Genomic DNA, 14,041 nt, shown 5'->3' with positions numbered 1-14,041 from the left:
ACAAGGTTATTCCCCTGTCCCATCACTAACGACACCTAAAAGACAACCTTTCCTGTCCCTACCTAGTCCCTATGATTTATTTCCCCCAGATAGTTTATTGGCAAGGGCCTGTAATACAAGGACCATGACTACTAGAATGACTGACATTGCTGCTGCAGAATAATATTCGGCTCTCATTACGTTCTGGAAAATAGCTAAACTCATTGGAGCCCATTCTGCCGGGGCCATCAATATAGAAATACTAGTTTCCTTAATTACCGTTACAAAAACAAGAATCGAACCTGCCGCAATCCCCGGTAACATTAATGGACCGATTACCGTAATGGCAGCTGTTAAAGTGGAAGCTCCTAGATTGACTGCCGCTTCCTCAATATCTTGCTTAATCGCCTTCATCGTACCCACAGTCGAACGAACCATATATGGTAGTCGACGAATACTATAGGCAATAACTAAAATTACAGCTGTACCGGTTAATTGTAATGGTGCTGTATTAAACGTTTGAATTAACGCAATACCAAAGGCAATTCCTGGTACGATAAGTGGCACTGTTGTCATAAAGTCCAATGTTGTGGAACGCTGACGAACAACAAAATAAGAAACGAATGTAGCGATGACTACACTAAGGATTAACGCTCCTCCAGCCAGGATTAAGCTGTTCTGAATATTTCCAAGTGAAGACGTGAAAATCGTTTGATAATGTTCTAGAGTATAGCCACTAGGTAGTGGGTCTTTCCCCCATGTTGTTGCGATAGATTGTAAGAAAACCGTTCCCATTGCTAGAATTGGAATCAACACGACAAACCCTGAAAAGATAGCCAGTGGAATCGTCAGTGCCTTATTTTCACTTAGCTTAATTTTCTTTGGTTTACCAGAAAGCGTATCGTAGTTTTTCCCTTTTAATAGGTAGTTTTGAAGCCAGTAAACTACACCAGCAACAGCAATCATAATAACAGTTAGAATTGCTGCCCCACCCCAGTTAAAGAATCCAGCAATTTCACGGTACGCATCAACTACGATTAAATTCAAATCACTTGGTGCCAAAATTATTGGTGTACCAAAGTCTGAAAAACTTACCGCAAAAATAACGAGAGCAGTAGATAACATACCTGGTATTGCTAACGGAAAGGTTACCGTTATGAAAGTTAACCATCCCTTCGATCCCATATTTCGAGATGCTTCCTCTAGTGAAACATCACTTATTTTAAATGCTGCGACCATTGGCCATAACGCATATGGGAAGAAGAAGAAAATCTGTACAATTGCAATTCCCGTCATCGAATAAGGATCTAAAAGCATCCCTTCTCCACCTAATTTTTCATAAATATACGTTACCCATCCTGCACGACCAAACATAATGATAAATGCATAAGCTGAAATGAATGTCGGGATAACTAGTGGAATGGTACATAATGCACTAATCGTTTTCTTGAACGGCATTTTTGTACGTGCGATTCCATAGGCAATTGGAATACAGATGACAAGCACCCATAAGGAAACAATGAAGGAAAGCTTTAAACTATTAAGCAATCCTTGAAAATAATTCCCATAGGAAAAAATGGATTTAAAATTATCCAATGTAGCATTTTTGAATTGATCAATCGTTATCTGCATTTGCTCCCAGCTAACGAAAGAACCAAATACATTAATAGGTTCATTCGTGAAACTAACCATAAACACCGAAACCAATGGGATAATTAGAAATAATAGAAAGAATGCATAGATGAGTAACTTAACTAACCCAATTCCAGTGAAATTTCGTTTGAGTCTGTTCATATGATTAACACCCTTTCAGGTGATACGCCAAACTGAATGGTGGAACCATTTTTCTTAATACTGTCACCTGATTCATAGGTCGTATCCACTACTAATTGGTGTTCACCAACTTTTACATCATATCGAACCGTTGACCCAAGATACGTCGCAAATTGAATAACTCCTTTAAAGACATTTTCGTTATCGTCTGCCCCTTCACTGATCACATTAATATTTTCCGGACGGATAATAACTTGAATGTCTTTCTTATCTGTCTTCGTAACCGATTGAATTTTCTGGTCACCAATTTGTACCGTAGTCAATCCATTTTCACTAGCAATAACCTTACCCGGAAGAATATTAGAAGTACCAACAAAGTCTGCAATAAAGGAAGACTTCGGATTACTATATAAATCGGTCGGTGTTCCGATTTGGAGAATTTCTCCATCCTTCATCACCGCAATTCTGTCTGCCATACTCATCGCTTCTTCCTGGTCATGCGTAACAAAAATCGTAGTGATTTTTAAATCCTGTTGAATTCGGCGAATCGTATTACGCATTGTATGGCGAAGCTTCAAATCCAAGTTTGATAATGGTTCGTCCATCAGCAATACTTCTGGTTCCATCACAAGTGCTCTCGCTAATGCAACACGCTGTTGCTGTCCACCAGAAAGCTCACTTGTTAGTTTTTTTGCATGGTCTGTCAATTCTACGTACTCCAGAATATCCATTACCTTTTTCTCGATTTCTTTCGGGTATTTCACAATCTTACTATTTAGCATTCTTGTGTAAACCCCGAGTTTCTTAAATAAATTTGCTTTACGTAATTCCTTTATATTTAAGCTGTATGCGACATTATCAAAAACATTCATATGTGGAAAAAGAGCATAGCTTTGGAATACCATTCCACAATTTCGTTCATTTGGTGCTAATTTCGCAACATCTTTATTTCCAATTTTGATTATTCCACTTGTTGGACTTTCAAAACCAGCTATACATCTCATCGTCGTTGTTTTTCCACAACCTGATGGACCAAGGAGGGCAAAGAACTCGCCCTCTTTAATGTCCAAATCAATGTTTTGAAGTACAGTTACCCCTGAAAAATCCTTCCTTAGTTGCTCGACTACAACTGACCCCATATTATCAACTTCCTTTAGTTAATTTTATTCTTCCACTCGTTACGAATACGATCATAGTTTTCATTTACCCAATCAATATCTAAGTCCACAGCATTTTCTTTTAATGAATCAATATTAAGTGGAGTTTGCGACTCTACTTCAGGATTGATCGGAATATGTTGCCAGTTTGCTAGAATTTGTTGTGCCTCTTTACCTAACATAAAGTCCATAAACTTCTTACCACCTTCAGGGTTTGGAGCCCCCTCTACAAGTGATGCTGGGTTTACTAGAATAGGAGTTTTGTCTGGCACAATGAAGTCCACTGTTTCTCCTTTTGTTTGATGCTCATAAGCCATAAAGTCAAAACCGATTGCAACATGTGCTTCACCCATTGCTACAGCTTTCGTTGGAGCAGAGCCAGAGTCTGGAATAGAATTCGCATGATCAGCTAATGTTTGGAAAAATTCCCAACCTTCTTCTTCACCGTGTTGCATCATGTAGCTTAATACCATTAGTGTTGCTGTTCCAGATGCAGCTGGGTTAGGGAATTGAATTTTACCTTCCCATTTCGGATCTAGTAAGTCTTCCCATGTTTTTGGTGCTTCATCTTCTGAAACTAACTCTGTATTATAAGAAAAACCAAGTACAAATAATTCTGTACCTACATAATAACCATCTTGGTGTTTCATCTTAATACCATTCTCCACTACTTCCCAATCTTCAGCACTTTCCGGTATGTAAGATGTAATGATTTCTTTATCAACTGCGGATTCAAATGGAAGGATCCCTCCACCGCCATACCATACATCCGCTTTCGGATTCCCTTTTTCCGCCATCATTTGGTTCACTAAAACATTTGTCCCTGCATACTGAACATTAACCTTTTGCCCATATAATTCTTCATATTTTGCAGCAAGCTCCTTGGTTAAATCAGGAGTTTCTGGTGAATATAGTGTAATTGGATCGCCTTCCGCACTATCTCCATTCCCGGATGATTCACCTGCACATGCTGCTAGAAATCCTACTAAAAATACAAGTGATAATAATAGTAATGAGATTTTCTTCATGAGTGTTCCCCCTTTATTTGTACCGATTATCCATCAGTAAAGAAGAAAAAAGAGAATGGGAAATAGGCCCTACTAAAAGGGGCTTTCATCCATCCTCTTCTCTTCTATTCTCCGAGAGATATTCGATTAATTACCATCTTAGCAAACGTTTTCATTTTTGTAAATAGAAAATTTACTAAATATTCATTTATAGGAAAGAGGGTAGATTGATTGACCCTCCTTTTCTCCTATAGAGATTTTCGATAATAATCTATTATCCCTATGGACGAACCTCTCTATTGATTGCATACTTATGGTAACTTCATATTCTGGTAGGAGCCTAAGAGAAGATACCATTTGTATTCCCCTATTGCCATAGGGGGTACTTTGGTGTCTTCTCTTTTTTCACTGGAATAAAAAGGAGGGATGAAACCTAGTAGTTACCCGACCTCTTTAGAATTCACCTACTTAGATATTATTTTAAGGAGGATTTTTAGTGAAAAAGAAGATTCTTTGGTTTGTACCCATTTTAGTAATTTCGATTTTTTGTATTAGTTTATTAGATAACAAGCTTGCCTCTGCAAGTGAAGAAGTTTTAGTTGACGAAGACTTTGGACAAGGTATATTACCTGAAGGCTGGGAAGTTATCGAAGGCAATGCTCGTGTGAAAGATGGCGCACTGGAATTAACGTCCCCTAGTACATCAAGCCCTTCTCGAGTCATATTTCCAACTCCAGATGGATTAGGGGATTATGTTTTTGAAGCTGATGTCACCTTTAAATCAGCAGTAAATGACGCACGCTGGGCTTCTTTAATGTATCGGATTCAAGGGGATGATTATCCTTATTACCAATTTGCAGTACGTAAAGGAACATCTGCCTTAAATGGGATTGAATTTGCGATTCGTACACCAAGCAACACATGGAGTGTCCCAATGAAAACTTTCTACCCAGAAGACTTTGGCTATAATGAAACATACCGCTTAAAAGTCATTGCTAAAGGGGAACGAGTGCAGCAATTTGTGAATGGTCAGCTTGTGATTGATACAGATCTTGCTGATACGTATCGTGATGGTGACTTAGGTTTCCAAGTTTCTGGTTCAACAATCTCCTTTGATAATGTACATGTGACTACTCGAACAATGGACTTGCCACCATTAGAAAATTCAAATGCTTTTTTACCTGAAGAACCTGAAACAAATATGGTTAATGCACCAACCATTATATCCAGTTCGATTCCTGGTGATTTTGATGAACTACAAGGTGTTTCTTCTGTCTTGCTTCCAACTGAAATAAATGGAAGCGGTAACATTTTTGTTGGAGATTCCTTATTATCTGACGTACTATCTGAAGCAAGAGGTAACGTCATTCCAATCATTCAAGTAGAAAATGAAGCAGCAGTAGATGGCATTATTAGTGAGTTGGAGAATGCATCCCTAAACGATGTTCATATCCTTTCTTCTAATCTTGATATCCTTGCAGCGATTAAGGAGGCCTATCCCGCAGCTCGCGGTGCGATTCTTTATAATGAAAATCATTTAAATAAACATGACCGCAAGCAATTAGTGGAAGATGCCAATAGAAATCAGTCCTTTACCATTGTACTTCCAGAGAAATTGCTATCTGTTGATACCGTGCATTACTTCCACTCTCGGGCAATATCCGTTTGGGGTATTGGTGAAAATACCCACTCCCTTATTCATACGGGAGTAGATGGAATTGTTTCTGGTAATCCAAGTGAAGCAGTCGCTTCCTTTGGACAATATCCTGAGAACACAATTGTCCAGAGACCACTAGTTGTCGCACATCGCGGCGTACCATCACTTGCACCTGAAAATACAATGGCTGGTTATCACCTTGCTTATGAATTAGGTGCAGATTTAATTGAAACAGATGTTCAGCGTACAAAAGATGGCCACCTTGTCATCATGCATGATTATACCGTTGACCGTACAACCAATGGAACAGGCACTGTCACAGATCTAACATTAGAAGAAATTCGTCAACTGGATGCTGGTATCAAGTTCGGAGAAGAATTTGTCGGTGAAAAAGTACCAACTTTCAAAGAGTATTTAGAAGCGTTTAAAGACAAGGATGTTATACTCCTTGTTGAATTAAAAGGAATAGGGATAGAAGAGCAAGTATTAGAGGAAATCATGGAAGTTGGTGTAGAGGAACAGGTTGTTCTACAAAGCTTCAACATGGAATCGGTAAAGAAGTTCCGAGAAATATCTCCACAACTAAGTGTAGGCTACCTATATTCCGCTTCTGTACCTGGTTCTCCTGAGCAACGAATTAAGGATGCCGAGCAGATGTTAAATTATGCGACAACAATCGGTGCGCGTCTTAACTCAAGTTACGGTAGTTTATCAGAAGAGTCTATTACCTATATGAGACAGCGTGGATTACTTAATATGCACTGGACTTTCCGTAGCCAAGAACCATTTGAGGACTTGCTAAAGAAAGGGCTAATCGGACCAATCACAGACTATACACAATGGCTTACAGACGGACCAACCTTAATTGATACACCAATTAAAAAGCGTAATCTTAAGGTTGGAAAGTCAGCAACCATTCAGGCAAAAACCTTTGTTAACTATCGCGTAGATAAGACCGAAAACATTGAAACAACATTATATGTTTCCGATAACCAGGAAAGTGTTACGGTGAATGGAAACACTATCACAGCGATAGCACCTGGAACTGCCGATGTATTTGCGATTCACACGTTCAATATGCTGAATGCACAATGGAATGTCGTATCAGAGCCAATTGAGGTTAATGTAAGGTAATAGAATAATAGAGACGGGATTTCTCTCCCGTCTCTATTTATCTAGTCACTACTACTTTTTAGTAAAGTTGTGGAGTTTCATACTTTCGAGAAGGTTGCGTTTAAAAACCTACTTCATCCAATGCTACTTCTAGTTCTTTCTTATATAACTCACTTGTCGATTCATCCCATTCAAAATAATCCCTCATATAGTTTACCACGTTATCTCTATATGTTTTCACTGTTCCAATATCAAATAGGATGGCACTAATTCTACGATTGAAAAAGTCAATTGGTGTTGCTGCAAGCTCATGTTCTAATGCATATTGAAGTTTAGCATATAACGTTAGAGGCAGATTATATTTCTCTGCCACTGCAGATTCCACTTTAATGATATCGAACAGGATAGTCACATTCGATCCGTATCTAGCTGCCAAATGTTCCGCTTCAGGTTCTGTTAATCCTGCTCTTATTCCTTCTTGGATTTGTTCTTTAATAAACTGCTTAAATTGACCTGATCCACCAACATCCCCCCCTGATATCCTAAGATGCTTCGTTTCACAGGTAGAAAATAGTTTTTGTTCCTCTGCTTTAAACTTATCTGCTAATAAATCGACTATCTTCTCCGCCATTTTACGGTATCCAGTTAACTTACCACCAGCAATGGTAATAAGACCAGAAGCTGATTCCCAAATTTCATCCTTACGTGAAATCTCCGATGGGTCTTTACCCTCTTCCCAAATTAATGGTCGTACCCCAGCCCAATTTGATTCCACATCTTCCTTCGTGACGTGTATATCAGGGAACATATAATGAATTGCTTCCAGTAAATAGGCACCATCTTCCACTGTCATTTTAGGATTGATAGGATCTTCCCCATAAAATGTATCGGTCGTACCAACATATGCTTTTCCATCCCGAGGAATCGCAAAAACCATCCGGCCATCTGGCGTATCAAAATAGACCGCTTGTTTTAAAGGAAACTTCGATTGATCAATGACAATATGAACACCTTTCGTTAACCTTAACACTTTACCCTTTTTCGAATGGTCTTTTTCTCGAATGGTGTCCACCCAAGGACCAGTAGCATTGACAATATTTTTCGCATGGACCTCATACGCTTCCCCTGTTAATTGGTCTTTCACAACAGCTCCAGTTACTTTCCCATCACGATAAAGTAAGCTTTCTACTTTAGAGTAATTAAGAGCAGAAGCACCTTTATCTACCGCAGCTTTCATTACCTCCATCGTCAATCTGGCATCATCTGTCCGGTATTCTACATACATACCGCCACCCTTTAAACCTTGCTTTTTTACTAGGGGTGCTTTTTCTAATGTTTGTTCAGGTGTTAGCATATATCGTCTTTCACTTCTCTTTACTCCAGCTAAAAAGTCATACATCCTTAACCCAATGGATGTCATTGATTTACCAAATGTCCCACCTGTATGAAAGGGAAGGAGCATCCATTCTGGGGTAGTGACATGTGGTCCATTTTCATATACTATTGCTCTTTCTTTTCCTACCTCTGCCACTTGCTTCACATGGAATTGCTTTAAATAACGTAGACCACCATGTACCAACTTTGTAGAACGACTTGACGTTCCAGCTGCAAAGTCCTGCATCTCGACTAATGCAATTTTCATTCCTCGGGTTGTCGCATCTAAAGCAATACCAGCTCCGGTTATTCCCCACCGATAACAAGAACATCAAAGTGATTATTTTTCAATGATTGGACTAACGCTTGACGATTTTTATTTGAGAAATTCATCATGTACGCTCCCTTTCTATATATGAACTAGCTTAAATCAGGGTATTTAAGCATTAGAAAAACTCGCATTCGCTCAGTTCCAAGCGAATGTGTTAGTTTTTCTTATGTCGGCGGAAAGTATTTTATACTTTCCTAACTACAAAAAAAGAGACCACAAAACATTGCCGAAGTCATTTTCGACATGTATTGCGGTCTCTAGGTCTCTACCGTGATATTAAACTTGAGTTGAGTATAGCATAGAAGTGATTGGTTGTATAGGGGATGTGGGACGTTAAACAGGGATTGCTCCTTTTAAATTAAACTTAAGGAATAGTTTTTATAGCTAAATAGAAAATGATATCTATTACCAATCCCAATGGAAGAAGTACACTATATTATCAATCACTAAATTTAACAATTACAATGTCATCGATAATTCGGATGGAATCATTAGATGGCCACGTATCCATTTGTTTAATTAAATCACTTCTTACTAGATGTTCAAATTGCTCATCTTTAACTTCTTTTAAAGTGGTTCCAAATCGAGTAGACAACATTTCAGTAAAATGATATGGTTCAACAATAAAGATTTCTCCTGTTGCACCAGTCATACTTGGTATACTATTGGGAATTATTTCAGTACCTATTTTTGTATGAACTACCTCTTTCCCAACTATAACTATCTTTGAAACATTTTCATAACCCTCGGTTTGTTCCATACGATTTAGGACCCTGTTGGCTAGGGCAAATGACTTTTCATACTTAAGTGTCATATTAAAATAGGAAATGTTGCTAATGACCGCAAAATTAAATATAGTTAGAAATAAAATTATTACTGTACCCCAAGCAACCGGCTTTACCAATATATTTGACAGAGTCAGCTTGTCATAAATCAGTACTGGAATGATATAAATAAAAACCAATGACATTATCATTAACATGTGATATAAAACACCGGGAGATACAAAATAGAGAATGTACCCAAATATAGGTAATAGAATTATGCTTACTAGTAATAAGACAATCCTAAAAGGTGCCCTATATATTTTATTTTCATAAACCGCCAAGATTATTCCAAGGATTATTAGTAAGATTAGCAAAGAATTAAGAATTTCAAATAAGTTTATTGGAGCGTCTGTAACCAATCCTCGAAAAAAGAAATGTGCCGCAGTATCTAAAATTTTAGTAAAAATTTCAACGACATTTCCATCTTGCTTTCCAATTTGGTCAATTCCTTGGTAGCTAGTTACGTTTCCGATCTTTTCATAGACTTTAAAAGTTATAGTATAAAGTCCCATTCCGATTGCAGTCATTATTATTTGCCGACAGAGATCTAGAAGTATTGATTTTAGTCTAGTTTTATTTACAATGATTTCATTTATGAACCAACTCACTACGATGCATAATACAATCGGGAGATTTGCCTGGTAGATTCCCATACTAATATATAAGATAACTCCACCTGGTATAAACCCAAATTTAGTTCTATTAGTAATAAGAACAGATAGACCAGCTAATAGAATTCCGGCCATGTATGCGTCTGCAGTAAACATGTAGGAAAAAGTTGATCCCACAGTTGGAAACGTCACAATAAGTCCCGAAACGATTATTATGGAAAGATATTTACGTAATTTAAATAGTTCCGTACAAATTACGGACGTTAATGCTAGGTATAGTATAGAAAAAATACCGTTAATCCAAGGTAAATCAAAAAATGATGTTATTCCACTTACAGGACTTAAAAAGAACCTTCCCGATGCGAACCTCTTCAATTGCTCACTGTATGCATTTAATATTCCATCATGATTAGGTAGCATGTTTGTAAACACATACATATGTGTGATAAATCCAACTATTATTGCGCTAAAAAATGCTAACTTCCATTCATTTTTTATTAATTTGTTAAGTTTTATTAAAAAGTCCTCAGGCATATTATTCCCCTTAAAAAGTATTAAAAATTAATATCTTTGACAACTTCCTCTAATTCAATTGGATTATACTCCTTTAGTAATTATGTTCGAATTCATTGCATTTAATACCAGAAGTAAACTTTGTGACAAATAAGTTTCACACTATTTAAAATTGTGTTACTTTATTAAGTATAAAAGTCCTGATGATTATTCTTATTTATCAACTAGGTGAATAGCTATAAGTATTTTCGGTTATACCCTATAATACGTCCTTTTTTGAGGGTGCTAGTAAACAGAGGAGTTTTTTCATGAAATATTTTATAAAATTTTGGAAGTCTAAGAATAAGCTACAACAAGCACTTTTAATAGGTGGATTCCTAATACTTTTATCTGTATGTTTGGCTGCTGTTTACACATATTATTTAATCGATAAAACAAAAGATATGGTTTCTGATTCCTTTGAGGAAATTGATAGAAGTGAAAATAAGTCACCTTTACGGAAAGATAATGTAGATCCTGTTAGTCATAATGTATCCATCCTATTTATTGGTGTCGATACCGGTGAAGAAAGAGATTACGGAGAATCGAGTAGATCAGATGCATTACTATTTGCTACTTTTAATTCAAAAGACAACACAATTAAATTATTAAGTATCCCACGTGATACGTATACTTATATTCCGGATTTAGGTTATAACACTAAAATTAATCATGCACATTTTTTTGGTGGAGCGAAAGCCACAATTAACACAGTGGAAGATTTTCTAAATGTTCCAGTAGACTATTATGTTCGGTTGAATTTTGATGCTTTCATTGAAGTTGTTGATGCATTAAATGGGATAAACTTTGAAGTACCGTACGAAATGTATGAAATGGATTCACACGATAAGGTAGATGCTATTCATCTTTTACCAGGGGAACAAGTTCTTACTGGAGAAGAAGCCTTAGCTATAGCTAGAACAAGGAAATATGATAATGACGTCGAACGAGGCTTACGACAACAAGAAATTATAAAAGCAATCTTTGAAAAAGCAACTTCTGTGTCCTCACTCTTCAAGTTAGGTAGTGTGCTAGACGCTATTGGAACAAATATGAGTACTAATTTATCCTTTAGTCAAATGACAAGCTTCATTTCTTATGTTACTGATGAAGCGGTAGATATTGAAAGCATTCAGCTGGAGGGTAGTGGTGGTTATATGGAAGATGGCGGATGGTACTATCAAGTAGATGAGGAAAGTAAACAGCAAATCTCACAAGCTCTAAGAGAACACCTAAACATTTCTTGGGATTCCAATTATACTAATAGGTATTCTAATATGGATAACTACAGTCCGTTATACTAAGGAGCTAGTCTAAAGGCTAACTCCTTTTCAATATAATCCGAAACATAAACTCAAAATTCTTCATCAATCGTTTCACCCTTGTAGGCTGTTTTAGTACTCGATAAAGCCACTCCAAGTTTAATTTAATCCACATTTTTGGTGCTCTAGGAACTTCGCCAGCGAGAACATCCAAGGTTCCGCCAACACCTAGAAATACACCTTTTTCAAAACGATTTATAGTATTATGTATCCAAAGTTCTTGTCTTGGCAAGCCGAGTGCTACTAAGACAATATCAGCTTCCGATTTGACTACTTCCTCAATAATTGATTCATCTTTCAAATCAAAAAACCCATGATGTCTCCCAGCAATTCTTAGATTAGGAAATTGTTTTGTCACTTCTTCCACTGCCTTTTTATTTACATCCTCTTTAGCACCTAGAAAGTAACAGCTCAATTCTTTTTCATTTGCATACGCTAACAAGTCCAATACAACATCAAATCCCGTTATTCTTTCCTTTAACGGTTGCTTCAACCTATTTGATGCTTTAATAATTCCAATACCATCTGGAATAACATAATCAGCCGATTGAATAACCTGTTTGTATTCTTGGTCCTCTCTTGCCCGCATAACAATTTCCGGATTTGCTGTTACAATAAAGCATTTCTTCTCCATATCTAATCGAGGAAGAACATAGTCATTGACAAAACCTTTTTTCGTTGTATTAACAAAGTCAATATCCATTATAGTAACAATATTTTTAGTTTCCATTTATAAAATCCCTTCAATGAAAAATTGAAACTTCCTAGGGCATTTTTTCGTCTAATTATATGGGAATTACTTTTCTGTATAAATTTGGTACATTTGTAGTTAAATTATAATTTACGAATTGAATGATTAGTAGTAAAATATAGGTTAGGCTTTATTGAATTTTACCAAAGTATATTACTTTATGGTAATCATATCATTAATATTGGTTAAGAGAAAAGTATTTATGTTTATAGATAAATGATAGCATAGAGGAGATTTGTCATGTCAAAAAATAATTCACCTCAATCGAGAATGGTGAAAAGAACAAAAAGAAGAAAACTTCGTAAACGAGTCTTTTTCATTTCAATTCCGTTAATCTTTTTTGTAGCTGTGGGAATATATGTTGGAACGATATACCTAAAAGCAGATCAAGTATTGTCTGATTCTTATGTAGATGATGGAAGAGAAAAATCAGACTTACGTGAAAAAATAGTCAACCCAATTGATGATAGTGTTTCCGTTTTAATCATGGGTGTAGATGCAAGTAACATACGCGCTAACGAAAATAACTCCCGTACCGACACGCTGATGGTTGCAACATTAAACCCTGACGATAAGAGTGTAAAGCTGGTTAGTATTCCTCGTGATACACTTGTATATATTCCAGAGGTCGGGTATGAAGATAAAATTAACCATGCACACGCATACGGTGGTACAGAGGCAACCATTAATACTGTAGAGAATTTATTAGAGATACCAATAGATTACTATGTAAAAGTTAATTTTGAAGCATTTATAGATGTTGTAGATGCTGTTAATGGGATAACAATAGATGTACCTTATGAATTCTCTGAGCAGGATTCTAATGATGTTGCAGGTGCAATTCACCTACTTCCTGGCATTCAAGATCTAAATGGGGAAGAAGCATTAGCACTTGCACGTACCAGAAAACTCGATAATGATATTGAACGGGGTAAAAGACAACAAGAAATTATTAAAGCAATAGTTAAAAAGTCTATATCCGTTGGCTCCATTCTTAAAGTTGATGATATTATTGAGGCAGTTGGAACGAACATGACAACCAACATGTCCTTCAATGAAATGAAAGGCTTCATCAGCTATGGAACGAAAGGGACTAATCTTGATATTGAAGCATTAACACTAGAAGGTTATGATTATAAGCCAGGTAAAGTTTACTACTGGAAACTAGATGATTTACAGCTCGCAGAAACAAAACAAGCACTTCAAAATCATCTGGATATAAATACAAGTACTGTAACCAATCAAACAAATTCACTTGAAAGCGCAAGTCAGTACTAGAATCGAGTAGGGGTCGCCATCTCTGACCACCCCTCTCACAGAACCGTACGTGCGGAACTTCGCATACGGCTCCTCCCACTAATCCCCTTTGGGGACAATAGGAGTAATTCTAGATTCAAGACTGACCAGTCCAAGACTTTTAAAGAATTTATTATCAAGAGCCGCATGTACCATGGGGCTCTTTGAGCTTCTCCAGGAGAACATTCTTATTCCTCGCAAGCTTGATTCGTTCCACCCTTTTCTTCTTAATGCCCTGTGAAGATTTCTGACTTTTCTCCAGCTCCTTAGCTGGACCATTCGAAGTCTTCT

General features: G+C 36.9%; 8 protein-coding genes and 1 pseudogene. 3 read left to right on the top strand and 6 right to left on the bottom strand.

Annotation, left to right across the window (positions count from 1 at the left end):
* Positions 1-69 precede the first annotated feature (69 nt).
* Genes K332_RS0111420 through K332_RS0111410 form a run of 3 tightly spaced genes read right to left on the bottom strand, consistent with a single transcriptional unit; the run spans position 70 to position 3,937 of the window.
* Positions 70-1,773: an ABC transporter permease gene (locus K332_RS0111420; RefSeq protein ID WP_026907568.1), complete on the bottom strand. Its 1,704-nt coding sequence runs from the start codon at positions 1,771-1,773 to the stop codon at positions 70-72.
* Complete coding sequence (locus K332_RS0111415; protein WP_026907567.1) at positions 1,770-2,891, bottom strand: ABC transporter ATP-binding protein; 1,122 nt, start codon at positions 2,889-2,891, stop codon at positions 1,770-1,772. Before K332_RS0111415 ends, K332_RS0111420 begins: the two co-directional genes overlap by 4 nt.
* A gap of 14 nt (positions 2,892-2,905) precedes the next feature.
* Entirely contained in the window at positions 2,906-3,937 is a 1,032-nt protein-coding gene (locus K332_RS0111410; RefSeq protein ID WP_026907566.1) for an ABC transporter substrate-binding protein, read from the bottom strand.
* Between the two features lie 475 nt (positions 3,938-4,412).
* On the opposite strand from K332_RS0111410, the gene K332_RS0111405 reads away from it, so the two are divergent.
* Positions 4,413-6,707 carry a glycerophosphodiester phosphodiesterase family protein gene (locus K332_RS0111405; RefSeq protein ID WP_026907565.1) on the top strand — a complete coding sequence of 765 codons (2,295 nt, stop codon included), beginning with the start codon at positions 4,413-4,415 and terminating at the stop codon, positions 6,705-6,707.
* Between the two features lie 100 nt (positions 6,708-6,807).
* On the opposite strand, the pseudogene K332_RS22395 reads toward K332_RS0111405, so the two are convergent.
* A pseudogene (locus K332_RS22395) lies at positions 6,808-8,453 on the bottom strand (glycerol-3-phosphate dehydrogenase/oxidase).
* Between the two features lie 377 nt (positions 8,454-8,830).
* Positions 8,831-10,363 carry a glucosyltransferase domain-containing protein gene (locus K332_RS0111395; RefSeq protein ID WP_026907564.1) on the bottom strand — a complete coding sequence of 511 codons (1,533 nt, stop codon included), beginning with the start codon at positions 10,361-10,363 and terminating at the stop codon, positions 8,831-8,833.
* A gap of 287 nt (positions 10,364-10,650) precedes the next feature.
* Here K332_RS0111395 and K332_RS0111390 point away from each other — a divergent pair, with 287 nt between their 5' ends.
* Entirely contained in the window at positions 10,651-11,685 is a 1,035-nt protein-coding gene (locus K332_RS0111390) for an LCP family protein (RefSeq protein ID WP_026907563.1), read from the top strand.
* Between the two features lie 16 nt (positions 11,686-11,701).
* Here K332_RS0111390 and K332_RS0111385 read toward each other — a convergent pair whose 3' ends face one another.
* Positions 11,702-12,433, bottom strand: a complete 732-nt coding sequence (locus K332_RS0111385; protein WP_026907562.1) for a WecB/TagA/CpsF family glycosyltransferase — start codon at positions 12,431-12,433, stop codon at positions 11,702-11,704.
* Between the two features lie 261 nt (positions 12,434-12,694).
* Here K332_RS0111385 and K332_RS0111380 point away from each other — a divergent pair, with 261 nt between their 5' ends.
* Complete coding sequence (locus tag K332_RS0111380) at positions 12,695-13,732, top strand: LCP family protein (RefSeq protein ID WP_026907561.1); 1,038 nt, start codon at positions 12,695-12,697, stop codon at positions 13,730-13,732.
* The last annotated feature ends 309 nt before the right edge of the window (positions 13,733-14,041 follow it).

The sequence above is a fragment of the Paucisalibacillus globulus DSM 18846 genome (assembly GCF_000482485.1).
GTDB lineage: Bacteria > Bacillota > Bacilli > Bacillales > Amphibacillaceae > Ornithinibacillus > Ornithinibacillus globulus.
This window is presented reverse-complemented; position numbering and strand designations above follow the sequence as displayed.

Excerpts from the sequence above, each read along its gene's own strand:
- K332_RS0111420 (WP_026907568.1), bottom strand. The coding sequence starts at position 1,773 with ATGAACAGACTCAAACGAAATTTCACTGGAATTGGGTTAGTTAAGTTA.
- K332_RS0111415 (WP_026907567.1), bottom strand. The coding sequence starts at position 2,891 with ATGGGGTCAGTTGTAGTCGAGCAACTAAGGAAGGATTTTTCAGGGGTA.
- K332_RS0111410 (WP_026907566.1), bottom strand. The coding sequence starts at position 3,937 with ATGAAGAAAATCTCATTACTATTATTATCACTTGTATTTTTAGTAGGA.
- K332_RS0111395 (WP_026907564.1), bottom strand. The coding sequence starts at position 10,363 with ATGCCTGAGGACTTTTTAATAAAACTTAACAAATTAATAAAAAATGAA.
- K332_RS0111390 (WP_026907563.1), top strand. The coding sequence starts at position 10,651 with ATGAAATATTTTATAAAATTTTGGAAGTCTAAGAATAAGCTACAACAA.
- K332_RS0111385 (WP_026907562.1), bottom strand. The coding sequence starts at position 12,433 with ATGGAAACTAAAAATATTGTTACTATAATGGATATTGACTTTGTTAAT.
- K332_RS0111380 (WP_026907561.1), top strand. The coding sequence starts at position 12,695 with ATGTCAAAAAATAATTCACCTCAATCGAGAATGGTGAAAAGAACAAAA.